Source organism: Listeria kieliensis, assembly GCF_003369925.1.
Taxonomy (GTDB): domain Bacteria; phylum Bacillota; class Bacilli; order Lactobacillales; family Listeriaceae; genus Listeria; species Listeria kieliensis_A.
In genome coordinates this window covers 651,451-678,163 of the sequence record NZ_LARY01000001.1, presented here as the reverse complement: position 1 = coordinate 678,163, position 26,713 = coordinate 651,451, and the positions used below count along the sequence as shown (strand labels likewise).

General features: G+C 41.4%; 25 protein-coding genes and 1 other annotated feature. Of the genes, 2 read left to right on the top strand and 23 right to left on the bottom strand.

Translation table 11 applies throughout. The annotated features are described in order from the left end of the window. Positions 1–83: 83 nt before the first annotated feature. The 9 genes from UR08_RS03405 to UR08_RS03365 form a co-directional block, all read right to left on the bottom strand. Positions 84–3,290, bottom strand: a complete 3,207-nt coding sequence (locus UR08_RS03405) for an MMPL family transporter (RefSeq protein ID WP_115752249.1) — start codon at positions 3,288–3,290, stop codon at positions 84–86. Then, positions 3,290–3,748: a MarR family winged helix-turn-helix transcriptional regulator gene (locus tag UR08_RS03400; RefSeq protein ID WP_240616037.1), complete on the bottom strand. Its 459-nt coding sequence runs from the start codon at positions 3,746–3,748 to the stop codon at positions 3,290–3,292. The genes UR08_RS03405 and UR08_RS03400 overlap by 1 nt, the downstream gene beginning before the upstream one ends. Positions 3,749–3,858: 110 nt before the next feature. Then, on the bottom strand, positions 3,859–6,504 hold the full coding sequence (locus tag UR08_RS03395; protein WP_115752247.1) for an ABC transporter permease: 2,646 nt from the start codon (positions 6,502–6,504) through the stop codon (positions 3,859–3,861). A gap of 19 nt (positions 6,505–6,523) precedes the next feature. Then, complete coding sequence (locus UR08_RS03390) at positions 6,524–7,225, bottom strand: ABC transporter ATP-binding protein (RefSeq protein WP_115752708.1); 702 nt, start codon at positions 7,223–7,225, stop codon at positions 6,524–6,526. Between the two features lie 136 nt (positions 7,226–7,361). Next, on the bottom strand, positions 7,362–9,770 hold the full coding sequence (gene pheT, locus UR08_RS03385; protein ID WP_115752246.1) for a phenylalanine--tRNA ligase subunit beta: 2,409 nt from the start codon (positions 9,768–9,770) through the stop codon (positions 7,362–7,364). Further along, entirely contained in the window at positions 9,771–10,823 is a 1,053-nt protein-coding gene (gene pheS, locus UR08_RS03380; protein ID WP_115752245.1) for a phenylalanine--tRNA ligase subunit alpha, read from the bottom strand. A 45-nt stretch (positions 10,824–10,868) separates the two neighbouring features. Then, positions 10,869–11,096 (bottom strand) — a binding site (T-box leader). Between the two features lie 40 nt (positions 11,097–11,136). Then, positions 11,137–11,682 (bottom strand): ECF transporter S component, encoded by a 546-nt coding sequence (locus UR08_RS03375; protein WP_115752244.1) that lies wholly within the window; start codon positions 11,680–11,682, stop codon positions 11,137–11,139. Continuing rightward, entirely contained in the window at positions 11,669–12,058 is a 390-nt protein-coding gene (locus UR08_RS03370) for a DUF4430 domain-containing protein (protein ID WP_115752707.1), read from the bottom strand. Before UR08_RS03370 ends, UR08_RS03375 begins: the two co-directional genes overlap by 14 nt. A gap of 70 nt (positions 12,059–12,128) precedes the next feature. Further along, entirely contained in the window at positions 12,129–12,461 is a 333-nt protein-coding gene (locus UR08_RS03365) for a winged helix-turn-helix transcriptional regulator (protein ID WP_115752243.1), read from the bottom strand. 146 nt (positions 12,462–12,607) lie between these two features. Between UR08_RS03365 and UR08_RS03360 the strand changes: the two genes are divergently transcribed. Beyond that, positions 12,608–12,967 (top strand): DUF6054 family protein, encoded by a 360-nt coding sequence (locus UR08_RS03360; protein ID WP_115752242.1) that lies wholly within the window; start codon positions 12,608–12,610, stop codon positions 12,965–12,967. Between the two features lie 33 nt (positions 12,968–13,000). Here UR08_RS03360 and UR08_RS03355 read toward each other — a convergent pair whose 3' ends face one another. The 12 genes from UR08_RS03355 to UR08_RS03300 all read right to left on the bottom strand — a co-directional run bounded on the left by UR08_RS03355 (position 13,001) and on the right by UR08_RS03300 (position 23,258). Further along, on the bottom strand, positions 13,001–13,756 hold the full coding sequence (locus UR08_RS03355; protein ID WP_115752241.1) for a TrmH family RNA methyltransferase: 756 nt from the start codon (positions 13,754–13,756) through the stop codon (positions 13,001–13,003). 204 nt (positions 13,757–13,960) lie between these two features. Then, positions 13,961–15,040, bottom strand: a complete 1,080-nt coding sequence (locus tag UR08_RS03350) for a M42 family metallopeptidase (RefSeq protein ID WP_115752240.1) — start codon at positions 15,038–15,040, stop codon at positions 13,961–13,963. Positions 15,041–15,169: 129 nt separating this feature from the next. Then, positions 15,170–16,216, bottom strand: coding sequence for a glucosaminidase domain-containing protein (locus UR08_RS03345; protein WP_165849939.1), 1,047 nt, complete (start codon positions 16,214–16,216; stop codon positions 15,170–15,172). 274 nt (positions 16,217–16,490) lie between these two features. After that, entirely contained in the window at positions 16,491–17,345 is an 855-nt protein-coding gene (locus tag UR08_RS03340) for a glucosaminidase domain-containing protein (RefSeq protein WP_461733973.1), read from the bottom strand. Between the two features lie 153 nt (positions 17,346–17,498). After that, positions 17,499–18,134: an NAD(P)-dependent oxidoreductase gene (locus UR08_RS03335; protein ID WP_115752705.1), complete on the bottom strand. Its 636-nt coding sequence runs from the start codon at positions 18,132–18,134 to the stop codon at positions 17,499–17,501. Positions 18,135–18,200: 66 nt separating this feature from the next. Next, entirely contained in the window at positions 18,201–18,623 is a 423-nt protein-coding gene (locus tag UR08_RS03330; protein ID WP_115752238.1) for an Rrf2 family transcriptional regulator, read from the bottom strand. A gap of 50 nt (positions 18,624–18,673) precedes the next feature. Next, positions 18,674–19,693, bottom strand: a complete 1,020-nt coding sequence (locus tag UR08_RS03325) for a glycosyltransferase family 2 protein (protein ID WP_115752237.1) — start codon at positions 19,691–19,693, stop codon at positions 18,674–18,676. Between the two features lie 11 nt (positions 19,694–19,704). Beyond that, complete coding sequence (locus tag UR08_RS03320) at positions 19,705–20,691, bottom strand: glycosyltransferase family 2 protein (RefSeq protein ID WP_115752236.1); 987 nt, start codon at positions 20,689–20,691, stop codon at positions 19,705–19,707. 119 nt (positions 20,692–20,810) lie between these two features. Next, positions 20,811–21,224: an Hsp20/alpha crystallin family protein gene (locus UR08_RS03315; RefSeq protein WP_115752235.1), complete on the bottom strand. Its 414-nt coding sequence runs from the start codon at positions 21,222–21,224 to the stop codon at positions 20,811–20,813. A gap of 67 nt (positions 21,225–21,291) precedes the next feature. Then, complete coding sequence (locus UR08_RS03310) at positions 21,292–21,912, bottom strand: GyrI-like domain-containing protein (protein WP_115752234.1); 621 nt, start codon at positions 21,910–21,912, stop codon at positions 21,292–21,294. Positions 21,913–22,018: 106 nt separating this feature from the next. Further along, entirely contained in the window at positions 22,019–22,480 is a 462-nt protein-coding gene (locus tag UR08_RS03305) for a threonine/serine exporter family protein (protein ID WP_115752233.1), read from the bottom strand. 16 nt (positions 22,481–22,496) lie between these two features. Beyond that, complete coding sequence (locus tag UR08_RS03300; protein ID WP_115752232.1) at positions 22,497–23,258, bottom strand: threonine/serine exporter family protein; 762 nt, start codon at positions 23,256–23,258, stop codon at positions 22,497–22,499. 159 nt (positions 23,259–23,417) lie between these two features. On the opposite strand from UR08_RS03300, the gene UR08_RS03295 reads away from it, so the two are divergent. Next, positions 23,418–24,020, top strand: coding sequence for a YdeI/OmpD-associated family protein (locus UR08_RS03295; protein ID WP_115752231.1), 603 nt, complete (start codon positions 23,418–23,420; stop codon positions 24,018–24,020). Positions 24,021–24,062: 42 nt separating this feature from the next. On the opposite strand, the gene UR08_RS03290 is transcribed toward UR08_RS03295, so the two are convergent. Both UR08_RS03290 and UR08_RS03285 read right to left on the bottom strand, forming a co-directional pair. Next, positions 24,063–25,613, bottom strand: a complete 1,551-nt coding sequence (locus UR08_RS03290) for a hydantoinase/oxoprolinase N-terminal domain-containing protein (RefSeq protein WP_115752230.1) — start codon at positions 25,611–25,613, stop codon at positions 24,063–24,065. After that, positions 25,606–26,706, bottom strand: coding sequence for a DUF917 domain-containing protein (locus UR08_RS03285; protein ID WP_115752229.1), 1,101 nt, complete (start codon positions 26,704–26,706; stop codon positions 25,606–25,608). Before UR08_RS03285 ends, UR08_RS03290 begins: the two co-directional genes overlap by 8 nt. Positions 26,707–26,713: the final 7 nt, after the last annotated feature.

Genomic DNA, 26,713 nt, shown 5'->3' with positions numbered 1-26,713 from the left:
TCAATTGATTTACAGATAATTTAAAATACATTGTAATTAAAAGCAAGATTAAGCACATTTCCCTTAGAAATGTGCTTAATCCTTTATTTCTTATCATTTTGTTCTTGCTTGTTTGACACAAATGGCCACCAATTTCCGCGACCAAATAGTTTTACCATCACAGGGATAAAGAGCGGTAAAACGATAACCGCGTATAAGATTAGTCCAATCAACACTACCGTTGCAATTTCAAGCAGCGAAAGGACTCCTGCAGGCATCATCGCGGCAAATGTTCCCCCTAGAATAATAACAGCTGAGAAGATAACACCGCCCATATTCTTCATGGTCAAAAGCATTCGCTCACGTACATCGAGGCCTGTATATTCATTAAATCGACTCATCAAGAAGATCGAATAGTCAATTCCGAGGGCTACGAGGACAACGAAACTAAAGAACGGCGTCGCCCAAGTTAATCCGCCGTAATCCATGATTCGCGTGAAAATGATTTCCGTAAAGCCAAGTGCTGCGTAGTATGTCAATACGATCGAGCCCACTAGGTAAAGTGGCATCACCATAGAACGAAGTAGAATCACGAGTGTAACGAATACGCTCACGAGAACAAGAATGATCACAAGATGATAGTCAGCAAGCGACATATCTCTTGTATCGTAATTCATGCTCGTCATGCCGCCAATTCCGATTTTAGCATTTTCAAGTTTTGTTCCTTTTAAGCTACTATCTAGCTGATTATTGATCGCATCGATCGCGTCCATTGCTTCATTCGAATACGGATTTTTCTTCAGCACAACATTGATTGTCGCCAGTTTTCCGTCTTTTGAAATATACTGATCCAGCGCTTGCTTGAAGTCTTTATTCGTCAAAAGCTCGTCTGGAACGTAAACGCCCGAATTCGCGTAAGTCGTTTCCGACAGCCCATCAAGCATACCACTCGCTTCACCAAGCCCGCTCTCCACCTTCGACAACCCGGATGCGCCACTTAAAAGCCCGTTCGAAAGATCACCGATTTGACCACTCATGCTGGAAAAGCCAGTTTTTAATTCACCTTGCCCGCTTTCAAGTTGGGTTAAGGCTGATTCGATTTGCGGTAGCTTACTAATGACTTGATCTTCACCCGATGCAGCTTGCCCTAGCCCCGTTTCTAGTTTATCCAGACCTTGCTCAAGTTGACCAAGCCCTGAATCAAAGGAAGCTAAGCCACTTGAAACTTGATTCGACTGGCTATTAAGAGTCTTCATTGCCGTGGAAAACTGATTAAGTCCACTATTTAATTGCTTAATTTTCGTTTCAAGCGCAGCAGTTTGCTTGCCAAGTTCAGATTGCAATTGCGTTTTGAAAGTCTCACCTGCTGTTTCTAGCCCAGCAACGTCATTCATTAATTTCTGGAACTCTGCATTTTGAGTAGCTTCTGGGTGCGCCGCCGCAAAGGCTTTTAAAGATGTGCCCACTTGCTGCATTTGTTTAGTTAATGCGCTCGTATCAATGGCTTCGCTTCCTCCAGAACTGCTTGAAAAATCAGCCAGCGAATCGGCTAACCTTTGCAGATTCGTTTGGACTTGTTCATAACCTTGAAGTAACTTGCTTTGTCCATCTGAGAGTTTCTTTAATTCGCTGCGCGCGGTTTGCACGCCTTGTTTTAACTCACTAGCTCCACTTTCTCCTCTTCTAATCCCATTACGAATTTGAACGAGCGCCGCTTCTAGTTTCGAAATCCCTTCTTTCGTTGCCACCGTTCCAGATTGTAGCGAATCAATTCCTGAAATTGCTTGGTTCATACTTGGCGCTGAAGCATTTAATTCATTCCCCGCTTCATTCAAGCCTTTCTTCACTTGACCAATGCCACTTTTAGCATCCCCAAGTCCATTTTCGAGCTCGCCAGCTTGATTTTTCACATAGATCGCATCAAGACGCGTCCCTGCTGGCCGTGAAGCACTCATTACCATGTCGACATCTTTTAAATCGGCTAAATCTGAGGAAACTTTTTCGATTAAGGCGATGTATTCCCCTGTCCGCATATTGTCATCATTTTCAAGATAGATCTGTGTTGGCGAAACCTGTCCCGCCCCGAAACTATCCGAAACGATTTCAAATCCTTTTTTAGATGGGTAACTGCTACTAATCTCATCAAGTGAATCAAAGCTTTCTGTCCCTTTATGCATAACAATCGGTGGAATGACAATGATCGCAACAATGAGTAAGGCAATAAAAGGACGCATAAAAGCAAGGTTTCCTGCAGCCCCCCAAAATTTGCTTTCTTTATGTGAGATATTTTTATTTAGCGGCCAGAATAAAACCCGTCCAAGCGTCCCCATGAAAAAGGGAACGAGCGTATAGATGCCTAGCATCAAGATAACAATCCCGACACCAACAGCTACCGCTGAACGATATAAATCGAATTGAACGAAATAAAGAGAGATAAAAGCCACCAAAACGGCTATCGCGCTATAAAGCACGGTTTTACCGGCCGTCTTATAAGTTTGGATAGCCGCATCCCAAGTTTCTAGCCCCTCTCCAAGCTCTTCTTTAAATCGGCTCAGAAGTAAAATACAATAATCGGTACCAATTCCAAACATAATACAAACCATGAAAATTTGCGTATACGTGGAAACCGGAAAGTCTAAATACTTCACGAGGAAAGAAACAACGCTTTGCGCCGTTAAATAGCTGATTCCGACCGTAATCAGTGGAATAAACGGTGCCACTGCAGAGCGAAACACGAGTAACAAAACGACAAGAATGAACACGACTGTGATACCTTCTGTTTTATGTAAGCCATCTTGCGAACCTTGCACCACATCTTCTTGGATAACTGCATTGCCTGTTAGATACGTATCAATACCGCGAATTTCCATTTTCTGATCGAGTTTTTCTCGAATCGTTTTAACAGGAGTTTCTTTGGCATCCACCGTTAAACTCGCAACAATCGTTTTCCCATCTTTTGAGACAAATTTGTCTGCTAATTCTTTTTGATCAAAGCTGTCTAGCACATCTGTCACATGGAGCTCATCTTGATCTTTCTTAATTCGGTCAAGCGACTTCTCAATTTTCTTTTTATCCGCTTTCGTGAGTTTTTCTTTCGATGTATAAACAGCCAGATACGTTTCACCATCACTATCTGGATTATGTTTTTTTTGAAGCTCCGTTGCAAGCTGCGACGGATACCCATCTGGCAATTTAATTTCGCCTTTTTCCCGAACCAAGTCGCTCATGCTTGGTGCTGTAAAAATCAATCCAAAAAGTAGCACCAGCCAAACGATCAACATCGGCCAGCGAAATTTTAATACCCATTTCATCAGTGCCTTCCCCCTTGCGTTTCTAAATTAATAACCGTCTCGACTAACTGGTCATAGAGCGTCATCAGTTTCTCACTATTTTCCTTACCGAATGTAGAAAGCCACCGGTTAATCAAGCTTTTCATCGCTTGTTCACATTCCTTGAAAATCTCGAGCCCACTCGCTGACATCTCCAAAATAACCGCTCGCTTATCTTCTTTATTCGTCGTTCGTAGCAAAAAACCCTTCTCCGTTAAATTTTTAATTTTGGCCGTAATCGCACTTTTATTTACATTCAGCCTATTCGAAAGCGCCGTTGCACTAATTCCCGCACCGGTTCGCTGTAATTCTCGAAGCACAAAAAATTGTTCCGTTGAAATCCGTTTCCCATCAATTTCCACTTTTTCAATCGCTTGATCAATTTCCTTGAGTGCAAATAAATAAGTCCGCGTGTAGCCGTCAATAAAGCGATCTAGCATCTGCTCCACAATATTGATTCACCCCCTGAACTATTTCCCCATTCTATCGCTTTTCAGACTAAAAGTAAACCAAAAACACCCCCCTTTTGCAAGAAGAGGAGTGTCCCTTGTTACTCAACTGATTTGAGCGCCTCGATCATATCAATCTTTTTCAATTTATAATGCATAGCGATCATTACAATGGTTGAAAACAGTAACGTTAAAATCGCCGAATAAAGATAGCTCGGCCATGTGATCGTTGGGCTAAACATCATATTATCCACTTCAGCCGTTTGAATAACAAATTGGTGCAAGAAGAAGCCGAAGATAAAGCCGACTAAAATGCCCAGTAGCGTCAAAATGATATTTTCCCGGTAGACATACATTGTGACTTCCTTCGGATAGAATCCAAGCACTTTGATGGTTGATAGTTCCCGAATTCGCTCCGAAACATTGATATTTGTGAGGTTGTAGAGCACAATAAAGGCAAGAATCGCCGCTGAAACAATCAACACAATCATAACAATGTTTAAGCTTTTCAGCATATCTGCTAACATATCGCTAATCGTATTGGAAAAAGTCACCCCTAAAACGCCGCCTTGATCCATCAATTTTTCTGCAAATCGATTTTCCCAAGCCTTCGACGTATTTTTTAAATTCAAAAGATCGGTATCATAGCTTGGAGCTTTGTCAAATGCTTTTTCATAACTAGCTTTCGAAAGATAGACATAATGCCCCGCATAATTTTCAGCAATCCCTGTCACTTTAAAAGAATACTCTTTGTGATCGGTATCCTTCAACGTAAGCTTACTGCCCTTCTTCAAATCAAGCAATTTCGTTAATTTTTCCGTCACCACAACACCTTGATCATTTAATTTTAGTTTTTCATGCGACTCGCGATTTTCCAAATTGATAAACGCATCCAATTTTTGGGTTGTCGCAAACGTCGTCAGTTGAACAGCCTGACTCCCCGTTCCCGCTTGAACCGTATCCATCGTTTTCATCGAAGTCGGCATTCGCCCTGTAATCGCATCCCCTCTAATCAGTTTATTGTAAGCTGCTTTTTGCTTTTCAGACGATGTCTTATCACGCGTTACGATCGCATCATATTTTAATACACTGCCATACTGCAAAGTCGCAATATCGCTGATGGAGTCACGTAAGCCAAAACCGGTTAAAATAAGCGCCGTACAGCCCGCCACACCAACAATCGTCATCAACATGCGCTGCTTATAACGAAAAATATTTCTTGCCGTCACCTTGCTTGAAAAATTCATATGCTTCCAAATGAAGCCAATTCGTTCTAGCAAAATACGCTTTCCTTGTTTCGGCGCTTTCGGACGCATGAGCGTAGCTGCATTCGAGCGTAGTTCCGCAAGACATGCCGCAAAAGCCGTCGCCGTTGTGCAAAAAAGCGCCACTAAAAGAGCCATCACAGAATAACTTGGATAAAAAGTCAGTTCTACGGCTGGCATATCATACATCATTCCGTAGGCGTTAAAAATGATTGACGGGAAAAATAAAAAGCCAACCACAAGCCCGATACCCGTTCCGATAAGACTCGCAAGCGAACCGTATACAAGAAACTTCTTCATAATGTCGCGACTCGAATAGCCCAGTGCTTTAAACGTACCAATTTGTGTCCGTTGTTCTTCTACCATCCGAGTCATCGTCGTTAAACAAACCAGTGCTGCAATTAAAAAGAAAAATATAGGAAAGATAGTCGATAGTGAAGTTAACCGATCCGCATTTTCTTTATATTCGGCATAACCAGGATTACTGGAACGATCGAGCACAAAGTATTCAGGTTTTTCCAGCGCCTCTATTTTAGCACGCTCTTGCAGTAACTTTCGTTGCTGCGCATCTAGTTCCGCACTCGCATCCGCAAGTTCTGGATTTCTTGCCACTCCCGCTTGCGCTGCTGCACTCGCACTTGCCGCTACTTTTTCTTTTTGTCCATCTAGTTTTTCTTGTGCCTGGTCGAGCTTCGCGTAACTTTCTTGTTGCATTGTTTCAAGCCGTTTTTCAGCTTGTTTATCGAGTTTCTTCTCTAACTTGGTTCGGTTTCTTTTCATAGCATCCGTATATCCATCCGAAAAAGCCTTTTTATCCGCCATATCCCGAAATTGCAAGTTTGCAACCGTATAAAGAGGCAAATCGAAGTCTCGTTTAGGAATGATCGCAAAAGCATCCGTTGAGCCATTCCCAATTGTACTCGTTCCGCGACTGTCTTTTTCAATAAACATCGGGCTTCTTACAAAACCCACAACTTTATATTTATCTTTTTTTAGCGTGTCTTTCAATTTGTTGCCATCACTTGCTACAAAAGTGACCGTATCCCCAATTTTGTATCTTTTGTTCATCTTTTTAGCTGCATCCAGTGCAATTTCACCTGAATGTTTGGGGAGCCTGCCGGAAACCATTTCGTATTGATTTAAACTTTTATGATTATCATAAGAATAAATCCGCATAGCAAGCCGGTCTTGATTTAATAGTAAATCAGCGCTGTAGCCCATATCTACTTGCTTCACGCCTGTTGTTTTTTCAAGAAGCGCTTGATCTGATTTGTCTAATCCATAAGTCGACTGGACCGAAAAATCTGCTAGTTGATTCTCTTTGTAGTAGCGCTCGGCTGTTCCAATCATATCTGGTCCCGTTGCTTTAATTCCTACAAAAAAAGCAACACCCAGCATAATTAAAGCTAGAATCGAAAGAAAGCGACTTTTCGAATGCCAAATTTCTCGCCAAATATCTTTCCAAAGTGCTCGTTTCTTCAAAATTCATCCGCCTCCTTTCTTACCACTCGATGCTGTCAATCGAGACAGGTTGCGGATTTTCACGAATTTGACGAACCTTGGCATCATTAATTTCAATGATCCGGTTCGCAATTGGGGTAATCGCCGTATTATGGGTAATGACAACCACAGTCGTCCCCGTTTGTTCACATGTTTCTTGAAGTAATTTTAAAACGGACTTCCCAGTTTCATAATCAAGTGCCCCAGTGGGCTCATCACAAAGAAGCAGTTTAGGCGCTTTTGCAAGCGCTCGTGCGATCGCCACTCGTTGCTGTTCTCCACCTGAAAGTTGCGCAGGGAAATTGTCTAACCGATGAGAGAGTCCAACACGGCCAAGCACTTCTTTCGCATCCAAAGCTTCTGGAACAATTTGAGCCGCAAGTTCCACATTTTCTTTAGCCGTTAAATTGGGAACGAGATTGTAAAATTGAAAAACGAAACCCACATCCGTTCTACGATAACTTGTCAATTGCTTCGCATTCATTTGAGCAATATCCGCGCCATCAACAAGAACCTCTCCCGCATCACACGTATCCATTCCACCCAAAATATTCAAGACCGTTGATTTTCCTGCTCCAGAAGGACCGACAATCACTACAAATTCTCCTTGCTTAATTTCAAAATCAATTCCATCATTGGCTGTTACAATGCTTTCGCCCATCTGATAGCGTTTATATACATCTTTTAATTGTACATATGTCAATTTCTCAAGCCCCATTTTCATAAAATTTATTTTCTTCTATTATATCGAACCTCCTTTCATCTGTGAAGAAAAGAACAAAAAAAGCAAAAAAGAAATTGGGTAGTCTTAAAAACAACCCAATTTCTCTTTAAATCTTCTAGCGAATGACCGCTCCAAGTTTTGCTTCGAGCGCTTTTGTGACTTGTTCTGTTGCAGCCGTCACTTCTTCTTCTACAAGCGTCCGCTCTAAATCTAAGAAAGTAAGCGAATAAGCCACAGATTTTTTATCTTGACCGATACTTTCTCCTTCAAAGATATCGAACAATTTCACTTCTTTTAGCAACTTGCCGCCATTTTCGCGAATAACACTTTCAATGGCTCCATTTTCAACAGTCCGGTCAACTAATAGAGCAATATCACGCGTCATTTCTGGATAGCGAGCAATCGGTGCATATTCAACTTGTTTCTTCTGAGCACTAAGAATCGCTTCAAAATTTAATTCAGCTACATAAGTGGCTTCTAAATCAAATTCTTTTTCTACGCGCGGATGAAGTTCCGCGATATAACCTACTTCGCTTTCGCCAAGCAGAATGACCGCTGCTCGACCCGGATGGCGCTCTTCCATCACACGTTTTTCAAATTGGAAAGACACAGCCAGTCCAAGGCGTTCTGCCAAGCCTTCTAAAATGCCTTTTAGCAAGAAGAAATCGACAGCTTGAGCCTGATTTTTCCAGCTCGGAGACGTATAATTCCCCGTCATCAAAATGGCCAAGTGCTCCTCTTCAATTGGGAGGGCATCTCCTTCCGTACCGTAATACACATTCCCAAGTTCGAAGAAAAAGACATCTGTATTTTTCCGCGCCACATTATAACTTGCCGCTTGCAGCAAGCTTGGAACTAAACTCGTTCGAAGCGTGCTATGCTCCTCACTCATTGGCATCTTGAGCCGAACCGATTTTTCTACCGAAAGCGCTAGCCGTTTTGCTTCTTTTTCTGAAACAAGCGAATACGTAAGCGCCTGATTTAAACCAGTTGCCTCAAGGTAATTCCGCGTTTCTCGGCGAAGTAGTTGTTCGTTTGTAAATCCACCTGCCGACTCCGCTTTTGGAAGCGTCGCAGGAATCTTGTCGTAGCCGTAAATCCGCGCCACTTCTTCTAAAATATCTGCTTCAATCGAGATGTCCCAACGCCTCGACGGAACCTCCACTCGAATCTCATCGCCGTCAAAGTGCGTTTCAAACTGAAGACGATCAAACACCTCAGCCATTTCTTTGCTAGAAATATCTGTTCCAAGTAAGCGATTCACCCGCTTGAAACTCGTTACAATTTCATTTTGATACGCGTCACGGTTATCCACTTCAGAAACGCCAGATAACATGCGCCCACCGCCAAGTTCAGCAATCAGTGCTGCGCCATGAGCAAGCGCTTGTTCCACTTTAAACGCATCGCTTCCTTTGTCATAGCGGATGCTTGCTTCCGTACGAATCCCAAGTTCTCTAGACGCTTCGCCGATATATTTACTATCAAAAATAGCGCCTTCCAGTAAAACTTGTGTCGTATCCGCTGAAACTTCCGAGCTTGCTCCGCCCATGATCCCAGCGATCGCAATCGGTTCCTTGCCGTTCGTCACGACAATATGGTTGTCTGAAAGCTCGCGTTCTTTCCCGTCGAGCGTTTCAATTTGTTCCCCTGCATGCGCCAAACGAACTTCAATTTTTTTACTTCCAACTTTGTCATAATCAAAAGAATGAAGAGGTTGTGCATAAAGCAAATTGATATAGTTTGTAACATCCACGATATTGCTGTGCGGTCTGATTCCCGCTTTCATCAAAGTCGCTTGCAACCAAAGAGGCGATTCAGCCACTTTTACACCTTCAATTAAGCGAACCGCATAATAAGGTGTCGTTTCTTTATCTGTAATCGCGACTTCTACTTTCCCTTCAATCGAGCCTGCCTCTGAAACGTCCGGCTGCTCTGGTAAAAGAGGTTTTTCATGGACGATCGCTCCAACTTCATGTGCAATCCCAGTCATGCCAAGCGCATCGGCACGGTTTGGTGTAATCGCCATATCAAGAATCGCATCATCTAAGCCAAAAAGTGTAATCGCGCTCGCGCCAACTGTTACATCATCTGGCAAGACATAAATTCCATCTTGATACGCTTTTGGAACCACACTACTATCAAAGCCTAGTTCTTGTAGCGAGCAAATCATACCTTCTGAAACTTCCCCGCGAAGTTTTGCACGCTTGATTTTCATTCCGCCTGGAAGCTTAGCACCTACACGTGCCACGATTACTTTCTGACCTTGAGCCACATTCGGTGCCCCACAGATGATTTGAACCACTTCATCCCCATCAACGCGAACCGTTGTTTTTTTCAATTTATCGGCACTTGGATGCGGCTCGCAAGTTAATACTTCTCCGACTACCAAATTTTTCAATTCCCAGTCTAAATGATCCACGCCTTCAATTTCAATCCCGGTACGCGTAATCGCTTCTGCCAGTTCATCCGCATCCAGTTTAAGATCTGGGAAGAATTTTTTGACCCAATTATAAGAAACTAACATTTATCTTTCCCCCATTTCTTTTGCTTCAAATTGTTTAGAAAAACGTAAATCATTCGTATAGAGATGACGAATATCATCTACCCCATATTTCAACATGGCGACACGTTCTGGGCCGAGTCCAAAAGCGAAACCGCTATATTTACTGGAATCAATTCCTGACATTTCTAACACGCGAGGATGTACGAGTCCAGATCCAAGAATTTCGATCCATCCTGTTCCTTTACAAGTCCGGCATCCTTCACCGCCACAAGCAAAACAAGAAATATCCATTTCAACAGACGGCTCTGTGAACGGGAAGAAACTTGGACGAAGACGAATTTCTCGATCTTCACCGAACATCCGCTTCGCAAGAACAGTCAGTGTTCCCTTTAAATCAGCAAACGTAATATTTTCTCCAACTACTAGCCCTTCAATTTGCGTAAATTGATGGGAGTGTGTCGCATCATCATTATCACGGCGGTAAACTTTCCCTGGGCAAATGATCTTGATTGGTCCATTTTTAAAATCATGATTTTCCATCGTACGCGCTTGAACAGGCGAAGTTTGCGTCCGTAGCAAAGTATTTTCTGTAATATAAAAGCTATCTTGCATATCACGCGCCGGATGGCCTTTTGGTAAATTTAATGCCTCAAAGTTATAATAATCAAGCTCTACTTCTGGTCCTTCTGCAATCCGGTAACCCATCCCAACGAACATATCTGTAAGCTCATCAATGACTTGTGTCAGCAAGTGAGTGGTTCCAGTAGGTACTTTTGTTCCTGGAAGAGTCACATCAATTGATTCATTTTCAAGCTGTTTCATCAGCTCAGCCTCTTCTAGTCCTTCTTGCTTATGCTTGATTTTTGTACTAATTTCCGTTCGAACTTCATTTGCTTTTGCTCCGACAAGCGGTTTTTCCTCATTCGACAGTTTTCCCATTTGTTTCATGATCTCTGTGATCGGGCCTTTTTTCCCTAGATATTTCACACGCAAATCATTGAGCACTTTTAAACTCTCAGCTTGTTCAATTTCTTGAATAGCTTCTTTTTCCAACGTTTCCAGTTGTTTTAACAAAAGAACCACACTCCTTTTTTAGACAAAATAAAAAACCTCTATCCACAAAGGGACGAGGTTAGCTCGCGGTACCACCCTAATAAAAGCAGAAAAACTGCTTTCACTTCATTCACATAACGGCTTTTCACCGATCTGCCTTTCACATTAAGTTCCCGGCAGCGACTGTTAGAGTTGAAATGTTCACAAAGCATCTAGTAAAGCGGCTTCCAGTCCATAGACCGCTTCTCCCTTGGCAAGAATCTCTTTGCTACTTGTCTCCGTCATCGTCTTTTGCATCATTTAATTACTTCCCATTATAACAGTTTCGCTTAAATTAGCAAGTGTATTTCTGCAAAAGGCGAGTTAAAAGCGGGAAAAAAATGGGAGCTAAAACGAGATAAAAGGCAACATTTCCGATCGCATGAAGAGTATCAAAGGATAGCCCTGCAAGGTAATAGACCCAAAAATAAGAAAACCCATAAATAGGAGCAATGAAAAGCGCTTGAGCGAGTCCATAAACATACCCCATTAACCCACAAAAAAGCGCGATTCCCCAAAGCGGGACTTTTTGCCTGTACGGGCAAAGTAGTAATCCTGTTAAAAGCGCAATTAAAGCGTATCCTAAAACTTGTCCGATCGTCCAAATACCCAGTCCCAAGACGAAATTAGAAACGACCATCGTAAGCGTCGCAAATAACAGACCAAAGCGAATTCCGCATAACAAGGTGAGCATCACGACAAGTGCTGTAACCGGTTGAATATTAGGCAACGGGGCGAATAAAATTCTTCCCGCTGCCGCAAGCGCTGAAAGCACTGCTAAAAGCGCTAATATTTTCGTATTCTTCAGTGAAAACTTAAACGTTTGATTAGTTGGCTTCATGGAGATCGAAGCTCACTTTATCACCATTTTTAGGTTTCGTTTCTTTGGCGCCTTTCGTTGCAAATTTGCCATTTATTTCAATAAACCAGTAAAGTCCAGCTTTTTCATCTTGAGAAACTTGATTAATAGAAGTAATCATTCCCTTATCATCTTCAATTTTAAAGTTGTCTTGAAGCATTTTGTAAAGCGTGGTTCCTTTTTTAGCTTTGACTTTTTTCGTTTCAAGTTTTTCTTTACCTTCATTTTTCGTTACTTGGATCGTAACCGCAATGTTTGGCACTTCCTTTTTCGTTGCTTCTTTCTGCGTTCCAAAAGAACACGCTGAAAGTATCAAAACGATCATGGACAGCGCTATCAAAATAGCTTTCTTTTTCATGTACATTCCCCTTTTTTTAAAAATAAAAAACACAGCAATTCTCATGATTGCCATGTTTCTTATTATCTCATCACTCTGCAGTCTGTTCAAGTGGAATCCATCTATCAGCCCAACACTGGACTTGTTCCATGACTTTTTTCAAATCTTTGCCTTTTGCTGTTAATGTATATTCAATGCGAACAGGCGTCTCTGGATAAACTTGTCTGACAACAATTTCCATTTCTTCCAGTTCTTTCAAACGTTCAGCTAATACACGATCGCTCATTTGCGGAATTTCTCCCGCTACCTGTTTAAAACGCTTTGGACCAGTTAAAAGGACGTTAATAATCAGTCCCGTCCAGCGTTTTCCAAGAAGCTGAAATGCGGATTCAAACTTTGGACAAACTTTATGTGCTTCCGTCATAATTCTCACCTCACGATGTATTATAGCACAAAACCAAACAGAAAGTAACTAATTAATTTCGTGTTGCTTATTTTTTACTAGTAGGATTGCGAAATTGAAAAGACAGGCTTACAATAGAAGAAAGCGAACAGAGAGGAGTGAGATCAATGCCAAGTCGTCGTTATATTGTTAAGAGCTCTGTTGAAGAAACAATGAATATGATTAAACTTTCGCAAGCGACTAGCACCCCCGTTTTTGAAGAAATCCGTGATTTTGGCGGAGGAAAAAAACTGGCAACACTTGCATACGAAAAATACTACTTCCGCGCTTCCAATCGAGCAGCTCTTTTTATCAACATCAATAACTTCCACGGAGAATCAGAAGTTACAGCGATTTCAACAGGAAGCTCCGATGGCTTAATCTTTAATATTGATTGGGGAGCCGCTAATAGCTATATTCGTTCTGTTCAAAAAGCGCTGCACCCCGTTTTAATCAACGAAATCAAATTAAAAGAATCTAAGGAATAAACCTTGAAGGAGAGCTTTTCTCTTTCAAGGTTTTTATTTACGCAGCGCATACATTAAAATACCTGCCGCAACAGAGACGTTAAGCGATTCACTTTCACCAAAAATCGGAATATAAACTTTATGGCGAATTTTTTCTTCAACAGGTTTTGAAATGCCGTTTCCTTCATTCCCAACAACCAGCCCAAACGATTCCTTTTTAGGAATTTGATCGTAAGGCATCGCTGTTTCATCTAAAAAAGCACCGTACACTGGAACTTCTTCATCGATCAGTCTAAAAAGCCAATCTGTAAGGTTCCCGCTAATCACAGGAATATGAAAATGACTCCCCTGCGCGCTCCGTATCACCTTTGGATTATATAAATCCGCCGAGCCCGTACCAAGAATAACCGCATCAAACCCAGCCGCGTCTGCCGTCCGAATCAGCGTTCCGACATTGCCCGGATCCTGCACCGCATCAAGAAGCAAGAACTTTTTATCCACAAGAAACAAAAGCTCAGGCTCCGTCATTTTGACTACTGCAAAAACTCCCTGCTCGCTTTTCGTTTCGCTTAAATAATGACTAACCTCACGACTCACCAGGTGCATCCGAATTTCACTAGTGTGTTCAAAATCAAGTGATAATCCTTCTTCCACGATCACTTCTTCAACAAGCCCATCTTGCTTAAGCGCTTCTTCTACTAAATGAAAGCCCTCAACCAAATAAGTTCCTTGCTCCATGCGCCCTTTTTTCATCATCAATTTTTTCCATTTTTTGACGCGTTCATTTTTGGTGGACTGAATTAGTTCCATCCAACCCCTCCTTTGTAACATTTCTGTAATCTAAAATAAAGGTTTGCTTTTATACACTAGCTTCCCCTCATAAGTGTTCTAGTTAAAAAGACCTAATTATATTCTCATAGTGATGCCGTTCACCAATCTGTTTCTATTGTAGAGAGGAATCCACAAAAAAGCAATCTAAAAAGGCGCCCGCAAGCGAGCGCCTTTTTTAAAACCTCAGCCAAAAGTAATTTTCTTCACAGTATCGCTATCCAAACGTTTGATAACTTCCGTTAAAAGTTTAACCGTTGCTTCAAAATCATCACGATGAATGATAGAAGCGTTCGAATGAATATAACGCGCTGCAATCGTAACCGGTAGAGCAGGAACCCCGTCTCCAGTTAAGTGAATGGAGCCAGCATCCGTACCGCCACCAGGAATCGCCTCAAATTGATAAGGGATTCCCAGTTCATCCGCTACGTCTGTAACAAAATTGCGCAATCCAGGATGGCTTACAAGCGTTGCATCATATAAAATGATTTGCGGACCTTTGCCCATTTTGCTTTGTGCCTCTTCTGGTTTAATTCCTGGCGTATCCCCGGCAATGCCAACATCGACCGCAAAGCCAATGTCCGGTTGAATAAAATGAGTCGCCGTTTTTGATCCACGGAGTCCCACTTCTTCTTGAACAGCCCCAACCCCGTAAACAGTATTAGGATGCTTTTCATTTTGCAAATTTTTAAGAACTTGAATCGCAACTGCTAGTCCAATTCGATTGTCCCAAGCTTTCGCAAGTAAAAACTTTTCATTCTTCATGGTTGTAAATTCGAAAGCTGGCACAATCATATCTCCAGGACGAATGCCGAAGCTTTCTGTTTCTTCTCGATCACTTGAACCCACATCAATAAACATTGACTTGATATCAAAGGATTTTTGACGTTCAGCTGCAGTCATTAAATGAGGCGGTTTTGATCCAATGATACCTGGGATTTCTTCCCCACTACGAGTAATCACAGTAACTTTTTGTGATAACATAACGTGGGGTACCCAGCTACCCACCGTTTGGAATTTGATAAAACCACCAGCATCAATTTGAGTAACCATAAAGCCTACTTCATCAAGGTGACCTGCAACCATCACTTTTGGTCCATCTGCTTGACCTCTTTTAAGTGCAATACTACTTCCAAGTCCATCATGGTGAAGTTCGTCTGCAGCATCTTTTATGTAAGACTCAAACACGCGTCTTGGCTCGCGTTCATTTCCGGCAATTCCTTTAGCATCAGTCAATGCTTTTAACATTGCTAATTCCTGATCCATATTAACACATCCTTTCTTTTCGTTCATGCCTTTTATTATAGCAGAAAAAAGCCACAAACCTTGTTAGAACGCATCAAAACCGAAAATTCAAGCTTTAAATAAGCGCCTGAATTTTCGGTTTATTATTAATTAAATACCTAACTGTAATTTTGTATTAGTCATTAATGTAATAGTACTCACCACTGAAAACCTCTTAAAAATCGTAACTTCTTCGTTTGATTCTTCGCTACTTGAGGCAACTTGGCGGAACCCATTTTGACCCGTCAATCGCTTGTGCCATGTGCTACCGGCACTTGCCAGTCCAACACTTTGATTTTTAAATGGTGTCTTTCCTGAGGTTGTATAAATCAATTCAACGGCATCACTATTCACCCAGCCCTCTCGAGAACCAACCTCAATTTGATACCAGATTTTATTACTATCTATTTTGGCTTCCCTTAAAATCTCAATTTTAGGATCAAAATCATTTGAAAAGCTAGCGACAAGTTTAGCTCCACGCGTATTTGGTGAACTCCAAACATTTAAAATTCGATGCTCTTTCATTTTGCCAACCGCATAAGTTTGAGTCACAGAAGGCATTTGATCAAGTGTAGAATCCGGTTTGTCATAAGTCGCTAAACCAAATTTTTCAATCACTTCAATTAATTTCGCTGCGTAAGTCGGATCAGAAGAATAGCCTGTTCCGGCTAGAGCTTTTGCCGCTAAGCGAAAATTCGTTTCCCCAAGCAAACATTCATATAGTTTCTTATTCCAGCTTGGGCCTTCTGCAAATAAAAGCGCATGATCATTCAAAGAATCGTACCACGATGGATACGCTTTAAAAGCGGCTTTTGTTCCTACGTAAGCAGTACCATTATGCTCTTTAGTAGGTAAATAAATAGATCTCCCACGGAAAGCTCCTTTAATACCAAATAAATTTTTCCCTTTTTCGGCAAGCTGACTCTTTCCCCAGTTCGATTCTAAAATCGCTTGAGAAATCGTAATGCTAGCTAAAATCCCATGTTCTTTTTGAACTCTCTTTGCATGTGGCGCAATTTCATTAATGAAAGCTTGTTGCGCGGAAGTTAACCGAGCAGATGAATCATCCGCCTTCGCTTGCATAGGAAGAGCGATCATCGAAAACGATAGGCTGACGAGCCCTATTCTAAGCAAGTGCTTCTTAGCAATTGAAAACATAATGAGTTTGCACATCCTTTTTTGAATAAATTTTTATAACCAAGTCGGGTATAAAAACATGTGTTCTTTCTTAGCAACCATTTCATTCTAACAAAACTTTTATGTAATATATATTACTTTTATGTTACAAACATGACAAAACAATAAAAACCATTCGCTTGCTAAGCTTGCCCAAAACGAAAAAAAACAAAAAAAAAGATCGAAACGCACTTTTTTAGGTCTAATGAACTATCAATAAGACAACTAAAAAGTGTTAATTTCGATCCATTTTTTGTTATTTTCGTTGAATCAAATCGGCATTAACCCAACCTGCTGTCTTCCCATCTACAGCAAATTGAACCCATTTTCCATTGGTTGTATCTGCAACTCGTAAGACATTTAATGTATCTCTTGCATAAAAAGCGAGGTCTTCATTTTTAGTCGCACCAGGCAGTCCATAAGGCATCCCATAGACAATACCCTCTGCGTCTTTTTTAACCTTAGCCTTATAACCAGCTAGTTGGTTTCGAATGACTTTAGCCCCTACCTGATCATAACTTGTTAAGTCATAATCCTCAATTAACGCCATGAGTTTCGAAGCATAGGTCGGATCCGTCGCATATCCTGCATCCATGATGGCTTTCGCAGCTGTTTTATAATCTGCCGCATCAATTACAGCGCGATATTTATTTTTCGACCAAGAAGTTCCATTTAAAAAGAGATTGGCATGGTCATCAAGGGATTCATCAAAACTTGCATATTTCCGGAAATTTGCCTTGATCTCGATCCATTTCCCATCTTGAAACTCCTTTGTCGTCATATTAATTAACGGAGCTCCCGCCGAGCCTTTTACCCCAAATAAATTATTTGCTTTTAGTGCTAGTTCGCTTTTTCCCCAGTTTGATTCTAAAATCGCCTGAGCAAGCGTCACGCTCGTCAAAATGTTGTGTTCCTTTTGAATTTGTTGCGCGTGTGGAACAAGTTTGCTAATGAAATGCTGTTTTTCGTTGTCATAAGCAGGAGATGGTGCCGTAAACTCTAAATATGCATTCCGGAGCATCCCAGCCAAAACGAACAGAAGAACAACCGATGCAAAAATGCCCGTCAAAAAGTAAATTCGTCGCTTCTTCTTTTTCGTCCACTTTCTCAAAAAAGCATCTCCTCCTGTTTCTTTTAGCTAAACAATACGCGAAAAAATGAGAGAAATCAAGCCACCTTAAGACTGATTTTAAGATTCTTTTAGAAAACTTAAGACTTTCTTTCCCGCAAAAAAGCTCCTCGCACTAGCGAGGAGCTTTTTCTACTATTTCGATGCAAGTGTAATGCGTTCGCGCAGGTGTTCACCCTTTTCCATTTCGTCCACAAAGCCAAGTGCATAATCTGCAAAACTAATTTCGCTTTCACCTTTGGCATTCGTGAGCAAGTTATCTGCGCCCACTTGATAGCTTCCTGTTGTAGCTCCATCAGGATTAAAGAAAGCAGATGGACTAATATACGTCCAGTTCAAATTCGTTGTCGCTTTCAGTTCATCAAAAGCTTTCCCCATATTGGAAGCTGTTGGAAGAAAAGCTTCTGGAAAATCTTTCGTATCCATAAGTCGTGTTGTTTTTTCAGGATCCACATATAAACTACCAGCTCCTCCAACAACCATCAAGCGAATTTCTTCATGTCCTTTTAAAAGATCGATCAAATGAGCAAGCGAACTTTGATGAAGCTCTTCTTTTCCTTGAGGTGCATTAAACGCATCGACAACGACATCTTGCCCTTGCAAGTCTTCAAACGTTAAATCAAATAAATCCTTTTCAAGCACTTTCACATTCGGATTCGTTATCTTTTCCTTATGGCGAACAATCGCAGTCACATCCATACCCCGCTTAATGGCTTCCTCTAAAATCAAATGACCAGCTTTCCCTGCTGCTGCAATAATTGCTACTTTCATCATATTTCCTCCTCCTATGTAACTGAAACAGTTACAATGAATTGTTTTTTATAGCAAGGCAAAGTTTTAATTTGCCTTGCTTTCTATACTCATACGAATATCTTTTAAACTTACTTGTTTTAATTCCGCTTCCATCTTTCGCTGCGCTTTCAAAAAAGCATCGTCAAGCGCCTCTTGAATATGGGCGCCAACAAAACAATTCGGATTGGGGTTTTTATGCATATCAAATAGCTGCTTTTCCCCTTCCACCGCTCTATACACTTCATAAAGTGAAATCTCATCAGGATTACGTGTCAAATAAGTCGCCCGAGCACCAGGACTTGAATGAAGCAGCCCGGCTTTTTTTAACAAACTCATAATTCGCCGGATCACTACTGGATTTGTTCCAACGCTCCCCGCAATGTCCTCAGAGGTCATTGGTTCGCCACGGCTTCGATCAATTAACGTCAAAAGATGCACCGCGACACTAAAACGTGTTGAAATGGCCATTTCCTCACCTCTTTGTAACCATTATAGTTACATAAAATTCTTTTGTCAACTCACTTGTTTTTCGAAGCAACTGAAAACTTTCCAAAAGCTTTTTGCAAGAAGTAGAGACGCCCTTGCCATTTAAAAGCACTTTGCCGGTCTAAAAGTAACGCTTCAAACATTTTGCGCTTCCTTTTCGGCAGCCTTGCTAAATCCGATTTCATATCCGCTTGCTCCATGTAGCTCGTAACTAAACCTCGAATCATCTCATAGTCTTCTTTTGGCGCAAGAAAAAGCCATTCGATCATCGAAAATAAATCAATCGCAAGAAACTTATCTTTTTTAGCTTGAATCAATTTGGCATCCGTGACACCCTTAAACGCCTTATCACAAACACGTAAAGCATCTAACCGGTCTTTGACCATGCGAACATTATTGCGCTGCTGAGTAATCGATCCTGAAGTTTCTCTTGAACGCCAGTAGTAGCCTATGGATGCGAGTAAATTGACACGTTCAGCTTTTAGATAGGCTGGAATCACAACCGGAATATCTTCAAATGTCTTCCCTACTGGAAAGGCAAGTTGATTTTCATCCCAAAAGCTTCGTTTGAACAATTTGTTCCAGCTCGTTGTATCATAAAGCAACTCGTTCGTTTCGTGCAAATTCGTTCCTAGCTTGGTTTCTTGCATAAAATGCTCATGCAGAACAGAAGGATACACATCCTCGCCGCGAAGTCGGCTAACTCCAATCGTGACGATTTCTGCGTCCACTTGCTCTAGGCTATTCACCATGCGTTCATACATCGTTCTGTCAATCACATCGTCGCTATCCACAAACGCAAGATAAGCGCCCGTCGCCTGTTTCACACCATCATTCCTTGCAGCAGACAAGCCGCCGTTTTCCTTACTGATCACTTGAAGAGTAGGATACGTATGCTGTAACTGCTTTAATTTTTTCCCTGTATCATCTGTTGAGCCGTCCTCTATCACAATTACTTCAAGATCTGGGTAAGACTGATTCATCACAGAATCAATACAAGCTTCAATATATTCGCTCACATTGTAAGCGGGGATAATCACACTTACTTTCATGTTTTTCTCCTTTAAAAGCCAGTTTTTTGGCGTCTTTTTTCAAACGGTACTTTCCAAATTAAATCGCCGAGCCGAACAAACCCAGCAAGGTAAAGGCGCACGGCCAATTTTTTTAGTTTTGCCGTTAATCCAGTACCAGATATGTACCCATTTTTTTTCCAGCGCGGGAACTTTTGTTTCAAGACTTGCTTCACCTGCACTAAAGCTTCCTTACGCATTTTAATGGACTCGAGGTCAATGATTTTCCGAAGAACTGTGCGATACACGAGGTGTTCCATGTAAAGCCATTCGAGTTCCTGCTCATTTCCAGTATAAACCCCTAACCGTTTCATTTCGGCTTCGACATGCTGAAGCATCGGAATCACTTCCAAAAACTTCAAATCTTGTTTCAGATTGGACTGGGAATCCACGCGATCCGTTTGATAAAAATAAAGCGCCTCCTCAAGCTTCACAGGATTTTTCGCGCGCAAAACAACAGCAGGAATCATTCCCAAATCCTCATACCAAGTCCCAAGCGGAAAGCGAATATCTTGAAGTAGCTTAGCCGCATAAAACTTATTCCAAGGAACGCTCCCAGCATCTGTCAGTAAGTAGCCAGATTTTCGAGGTACATATTGCTTTTTCCCATCTTGATTTACATTGTAAGACGTAAACAAAATAAGATCGGACTGGGCTTCCTCAGCAGTTGTAAGACAAAGTTCAACTAAATCTTCCCGAATCCAGTCATCGCTATCGACCATTATGATATAATCGCCCGTTGCGAGATCAAGCCCGGCATTTCTGGCCCCTGCTTGACCACTATTTCGTTGATGAATTTTTTTCACACGAGTATCCGTCAATTCATCCATCAATTTCCCAGAAGAATCCGTTGAACCATCGTCAATAAATAAAATTTCAAGATGTGGATAAGTTTGATTCAGTATCGAATCCACACAGCGCATCAAATCTTTTTCTACATTATATATAGGAACAATCACACTGACTAATTTTTCTTTCATTTTCGAACTCCTTTACGTAAAGAAATACGCCTCCCTTTAAGGATACCTGTTCTGAAAACTTTTGTCTATCGCAAACAAAAAGCGGTTGGGATTTTCTCCCAACCGCTTTCAAGCTTTTTTTAATTAATTTCAATTTTTGTATGGTTGCTGTTTTCCAGTTTTGGAAGGACAATGTTTAAAACGCCATCCGCAAAATCCGCTTTCACACCATTTGCATCGACATTTTGAAGAACGAAGCTTCTACTCATAGAGCCGCTTGAACGTTCACGACGAATAAAGTTTCCTTCTTCGTCTTTCACGTCCGCTTTATTTTCACGTTGTCCTTTAATTGTCAAAAGGCCATTTTCAAAATCGACGCGGATATCCTCTTTGTTAAAACCTGGTAAATCCGCTTTTACTTGATAGTTTTCCTCAGTTTCTGAAATATCGACATTCATTTGGCTTCCATTCAATAGGCTAAAGTTTCCATCAAAAACAGATGGGAATAAGTCAAAGAAGTCACTGCGATGCATTTGTGGTAAGTTCATCATCATTCATCACTCCTCGTAACTTTCTTATTCTTACCTTACAATCTTATTGTATCTCTTTAGTCAGGAAAGGTCAAAGTTTTTGCTTCACTGCAAATCGAAGTACTGTTTTTAAATTTTCAGGCGCTGTCCGTCTTGGATCCGACAAGTAAATCTCCTTATGATCTTTTGATACTCGTTCCAGTCCTTGTTCGGCTGCAAACTGCTCCATTTGAGCAAAGCTCGCGGGTTCCGAGTCGTAAGAACCAAGATGAAGCATTTGAATCGAAGGCCCTTCCGTTAATTCCTCTAGTTTCAATTTACGAAGCTGATCGATAGGCAGCTTCTTTTCAAATAGCGGCTTGATTTCTTCAAATAACGCTTGAGTAACAAATTCAGGTTGTCGAATCATGATTTTATACGCAAAGAGGGATTTATCAAGCGGACCCGAATCCCGTTGTTTCGTAGTCCATTCTCCTTCAAGCGGATAAACGGTATATTCAAAATAACCATCAGGAGTAAAGCCTTTTTTAGGCAGCATTCGAATTGTATAGGCAGCTGCATAAAGTGTAGCCACAAGCTCTTGAAAGTCCGTTTTATTGGGGTCACCTTCGCCTTCAATTGTCAGGTAACCAAATTTTGGAACATCAATAAAAACTGGCTGTTTCTTGGGAAGATAAAGTTCTTTTTCTTCTTTTCGCCATTCATATTTCATTTGCTTCCTCTCCTTTTTACTTGAGTGCGTTCTATTCGATTTCTCACTCATTATAGCGTAAAACTTTTCGCTTGTAGAATGAAAATTGAACAAAATAAAACTGCCCTCACCTGAGAGCAGCTTTAACTTGATTGATAAGTGGTTTAAAAAGTAGTAGAAATAAAATGTTTCCGATGATGATTCCGCAAGCAAGTGCTACGGCAGAAGCGATCACATTGAAAAACGTGCTTAGTGCCACTTCCGCGTGACTCGTGAATAGTTCTTTAAAGACCTCGTAAAAAGTAATCCCTGGAACAACAGGAACGAGCCCGGGGATAAAGTAAACGGTCGATGGATATTTACGAATGTAACTATACGCATAACTGAGCGTACTTAAAATAAGTGAACAGCAAAAGCTCGTGATAAACACACCAAAGCCATTTTCGCTCATGATATAGTAACCAAGCCAGCCCGCTCCACCAACAATTCCGCCTGCAATGATCGTTTTGTTTGGAATCCGACACAAAAAACCAAAGGCGCACGAAGCGATGAAACTGAAAATAAAATGGTAAATCAGTTCGAAAAACATGAAACCTTCCCCTTTTTCAAGAATTAAATAACAAAATAACGAGCGCTACGCCGCATCCGAGAGCCGCGGCTACAAATAGACTTTCAAATAGTCGAATGATGCCCGAAATGTAGTGTCGTGCAAGCAAGTCACGGATCGCATTCGTAATCCCAATCCCCGGAACAAGTGGAACGACCGTCCCGATCATCGTCAAGTTGATATCTGACCCCATTAGTTGGTGCACGAGGTAACCGGCTAACCCACCAATAAAGGTGGACAGAAATTCAAAGATAAAGGGATAATCAGCCATACTGGTTAGTTTTTGAAACGCAAAGTAAGCCAAAACGCCACCGATGACAGCACTGGGAAGATCTTTCCAACTGCCGCCAAAAATTAAAACGATCGCTCCACTTAAAAGCGCCGTGAAAAAAAGTTGCTTCCACATTGCATCTCGACTAGTATCTGCGTCAATTTTTTCAAGTCGTTTCTTCATTTCTGGAAGCGTCGTTTTTCCTTCTGTGAAGTCCCGTGAAATTTGATTGACTTGGACGACTTTTTCTAAGTTATATCCACGACTATCAATTCGTAAAAAACTATTTTCTGCTAGATCCGTTCGAACAAAAACGCCGGAAAGTGTGACATAAGTATAATAACTTTTGGATGCAGTATTCCCAAGGCTTTTTCGGATGATTCGTTCCATCGTATCTTCCACTCGAGCAGTCTCTGCTCCGTTTTCAAGTAGCAGCTTTCCCGTTAAAAGTGCTGTTTGAATAATAAATTGATCCTCTTCCCTTTTCAAGCCGTCCGCTCCCTTCTTTCTTCTTTATTATAGGTGGGAAGAATGACCGGTGTCAAAGTAATTTTATAGCAACTATTTTGGTTACTATTAGTTAAGTTTTCAAAGCTTGCATGCTATAATAGTAAAAAATTATACAGGAATGGAAATGGAGCGATCGCGATGACAAAAACGAAAGTCAATCCAAAAGTGGAGGATTACGTGCGTGAAATACCGATTTGGCAGGAAGTAACAGAAAAACTTCGAACCATTTTGCTAGATATAGATGTGGAAATAACGGAGGAATTTAAGTGGCATAAACCTTGTTATAGTGTGAATCAAAAAAATATCGTTTTGATTCAAGGTTTTAAGGCTTACTGCGCGCTGTTATTTTTCAAAGGTTCTTTATTAACAGATCCAGAACGCGTTCTTGTAGATGTCGGGGAAAATTCACGTGTCGGTAAACAATTACGTTTTACTTCTGTAAAAGATGTGGAACGCCTTCAAAAAGTCATCAAAGCTTACGTTTTAGAAGCCATCCAAGTCGAAAAAGCAGGCTTAAAAGTGGAAAAGAAAGAAAAGACTAATGAAATCGAGATGCCTGAAGAATTTGCTATACGATTAGAAGAAAATGCGAGTTTGAAGGCTGCTTTTGAAGCTCTTACACCTGGCCGTAGAAAAGCTTATTTATATTATTTTGCTGGTGCTAAGCAAAGTAAAACGCGTGAAGCACGAATCGAGAAATTCATTCCACAGATCTTAAATGGAAAAGGATTACGCGACTGAGAAACTCGAAAAGCTCGTTGCCATTTCTAGCAACGAGCTTTTTTAAACTAAATCGCCAACCGCTTTAATTCGAAGGCGTGTCGCATTATCTGGATGGTAAGCAAGCGGAATTTCTTCCACTTCCACAACTTGAATCGTTTTAGGAACTGCTCCTGCAAATTTCGCTTTTTCGCGGGCTTTACTCTCTGCATCTTGCAGAGCTTCTTCACGTGGTTTTTGTGAATAAATGTAGATTTGCTCGTATTCACCACTGATCTGCGAAATAGAAGCGCCAATGGCATTAGCCACTGCTCCATTTTCATCGCGAATGATTTTCCGCACACCTCTCAACTGGTTCGGGATAATCAAGCTGCCACCACCAACCAAAACGACTTCTACATCTCCTGAGCTCGTTTTCATCTTATCAATCGCCACTTCCGTCATTTCTGCAATCTTTTGATAAGCTTTTTCAGCGAAATCAAGTGGAATTTGTTCAGCTTTCTTTGGATCCCCTACAGTTGCGTGCCCTAAACGAACCGCAATATCTGTAGCCGTGATCGTTTCACCACCAAAAACAAGCGCTTCTTCTGTAATCCGGTACCCAACACTATCCGGCCCAACAGTCACCTCTTCCCCGTCACGCCGAACAATACTGCCACCACCAAGTCCGATAGAGACGATATCTGGCATGCGGAAATTTGTTCGAACCCCGCCAACATCAACTGCAAGAGACGATTCACGCGGAAACCCGCCAGCGAGCACTCCAATATCTGATGTGGTTCCGCCGACGTCCAGAACTAAAATGTCTTTTAATCCGGCTAAATAAGCTGCACCTCGGATGCTATTCGTTGGTCCGCAAGCAATCGTAAGAATCGGAAATTTTCTGGCATATTCAATTGACATGAGCGTTCCATCGTTTTGACAAAGAAAGACTTCTGCTCGATGAATGCCTTCACTTTGTAGTGCCTTTTCAAATCCACTACTCGTTCTTTCCATCACTTTAAACAAGCCTGCATTTAAAATACTCGCATTTTCGCGTTCAATTAAGCCAATCGAGCCTATTGTTGAAGAAAGCGAAACTGGAATTTTTTCGCCAAGTTCTTCTGCTGCGATTTCAGCCACTCGAAATTCTTCTTCATTTTTCAACGATGAAAATACACCTACGACCGCAATAGCTTCTACTTTTCCTTTCCAGCTTCTGAGGATCTCTCGAATCTCTGTTTCTGAAAAAGCGGAAAGTTCTCCACCATCAAACTCAAATCCGCCAGAAGCAAGTTTATACTTCCCGGAAAGCTTTTCAACTAAGTCGTCTGGCCAAGCCGTGTAAGGCAAAACAGATGCTGTTGCTGGATAGCCTAGTCGAATAACACCAACTTGTGCTAATTTTTTTCGTTCAACGATAGCATTCGTACATTGTGTCGTTCCAAGCATCGCATGAGAGACTTTGTCTCGTTCAATCTCCGCTTTTTCAAGGACTTGCTTCAGTGCTCTGCGAATACCGGTTTCAATATCGCTACTCGTTGGGACTTTAACGCTTGCAACCAGTTCAAATTTTTCATTCAATACGACGGCATCGGTATTTGTCCCGCCGACATCAATTCCTACTTTATACACGAACAGCTCCTCCTTTCGCCTGCGTTTTTTCAATGGGAACAAAATCTAAATCATAGCCGAAATAACGCGGCCCAACGGTTTCCAGTCCTTTTTCTGTTCGCCACTGCGGATTCGAAGGAAGTCCAAGCACATGCACACGCTTCCCATATTTTAATGATTCTGTCGTGACTGGATGAAGGGTTTCAAGGTCAGTTAAGCAAATTAAATCTGGGGTCATCGCAACCACTTCTCCGTTTTTTCGAGCAATCAAGTTTTCATTTTGAAAATACACTTTCACTTCCTCTTGGGCTTGTTCCGTTAACCCTTTAATCGTGACACAGCCACGATTAAAGCCGCCTGCCATATCCCGCTCAACATCCACAATTTTGCCGCTAAAGAGATGATATCCTTCTGTTGCTTCAAGCAATTGTTTTAGTTTTTCAGCTTGATTTTGTTTTTTAGATTGGATGATTTGTCCAATCTTTTCCGACAAGCTGACAATCCCATGAACCCCTGACTTTTTAATATCCTTTCCTGTACAAGGATACAATCCTACGGAACTGCTTGCTCCCATCTCAACCGTAGCAGCACGCGCCAAGCGTTCTGTCCAATGATTATTTGGCGTTTCAATGATTTCAATATTTCCTTTTTCATCTGCCACCGCCATCGGAGTTGCTGAAACGCCATTTAAATGAAATGTCACCATTTGGAGTTCAGGAAAAGCGCGTCCCATTCCATCACAATCGACAAGTGGAATTCCAAGTTGCGCGGCTACAACAATCGGAATCATCGAATTTACACCTCCTGCTTCCATCGGAAAAGTTCCGGTTAATCCCTTCCCAATGTAGCGTCCTAGCTTGTCGAAAATCCGTAAGTATTCGTCTCCTTTTGGAAACTTTTCTATCAAGACAGACGGTGCGCCCATACTCGCCGCTGAAATGAAAAAATCATCATCTGCGATTTCATCCGAAGAAAGCAATTTTACTGGTCCGAATTCTTTTAAAGCAGAAAGAGCCATCATTTTTCCGATATACGGGTCTCCTCCTCCGCCTGTTCCTAAAAAAGCTGCTCCTAAAGCAATATCTTCAATTGCTTGTTCATCTAAATAACGCATCAAAATT

Coding starts and splice junctions, on each gene's coding strand:
- UR08_RS03405 (WP_115752249.1), bottom strand. CDS start 3,290: ATGAAATGGGTATTAAAATTTCGCTGGCCGATGTTGATCGTTTGGCTG.
- UR08_RS03400 (WP_240616037.1), bottom strand. CDS start 3,748: ATGCTAGATCGCTTTATTGACGGCTACACGCGGACTTATTTATTTGCA.
- pheT (WP_115752246.1), bottom strand. CDS start 9,770: ATGTTAGTTTCTTATAATTGGGTCAAAAAATTCTTCCCAGATCTTAAA.
- UR08_RS03375 (WP_115752244.1), bottom strand. CDS start 11,682: ATGAAGCCAACTAATCAAACGTTTAAGTTTTCACTGAAGAATACGAAA.
- UR08_RS03370 (WP_115752707.1), bottom strand. CDS start 12,058: ATGAAAAAGAAAGCTATTTTGATAGCGCTGTCCATGATCGTTTTGATA.
- UR08_RS03365 (WP_115752243.1), bottom strand. CDS start 12,461: ATGACGGAAGCACATAAAGTTTGTCCAAAGTTTGAATCCGCATTTCAG.
- UR08_RS03360 (WP_115752242.1), top strand. CDS start 12,608: ATGCCAAGTCGTCGTTATATTGTTAAGAGCTCTGTTGAAGAAACAATG.
- UR08_RS03355 (WP_115752241.1), bottom strand. CDS start 13,756: ATGGAACTAATTCAGTCCACCAAAAATGAACGCGTCAAAAAATGGAAA.
- UR08_RS03350 (WP_115752240.1), bottom strand. CDS start 15,040: ATGGATCAGGAATTAGCAATGTTAAAAGCATTGACTGATGCTAAAGGA.
- UR08_RS03345 (WP_165849939.1), bottom strand. CDS start 16,216: ATGTTTTCAATTGCTAAGAAGCACTTGCTTAGAATAGGGCTCGTCAGC.
- UR08_RS03335 (WP_115752705.1), bottom strand. CDS start 18,134: ATGAAAGTAGCAATTATTGCAGCAGCAGGGAAAGCTGGTCATTTGATT.
- UR08_RS03330 (WP_115752238.1), bottom strand. CDS start 18,623: ATGGCCATTTCAACACGTTTTAGTGTCGCGGTGCATCTTTTGACGTTA.
- UR08_RS03325 (WP_115752237.1), bottom strand. CDS start 19,693: ATGAAAGTAAGTGTGATTATCCCCGCTTACAATGTGAGCGAATATATT.
- UR08_RS03320 (WP_115752236.1), bottom strand. CDS start 20,691: ATGAAAGAAAAATTAGTCAGTGTGATTGTTCCTATATATAATGTAGAA.
- UR08_RS03315 (WP_115752235.1), bottom strand. CDS start 21,224: ATGATGATGAACTTACCACAAATGCATCGCAGTGACTTCTTTGACTTA.
- UR08_RS03310 (WP_115752234.1), bottom strand. CDS start 21,912: ATGAAATATGAATGGCGAAAAGAAGAAAAAGAACTTTATCTTCCCAAG.
- UR08_RS03305 (WP_115752233.1), bottom strand. CDS start 22,480: ATGTTTTTCGAACTGATTTACCATTTTATTTTCAGTTTCATCGCTTCG.
- UR08_RS03295 (WP_115752231.1), top strand. CDS start 23,418: ATGACAAAAACGAAAGTCAATCCAAAAGTGGAGGATTACGTGCGTGAA.
- UR08_RS03285 (WP_115752229.1), bottom strand. CDS start 26,706: ATGCGTTATTTAGATGAACAAGCAATTGAAGATATTGCTTTAGGAGCA.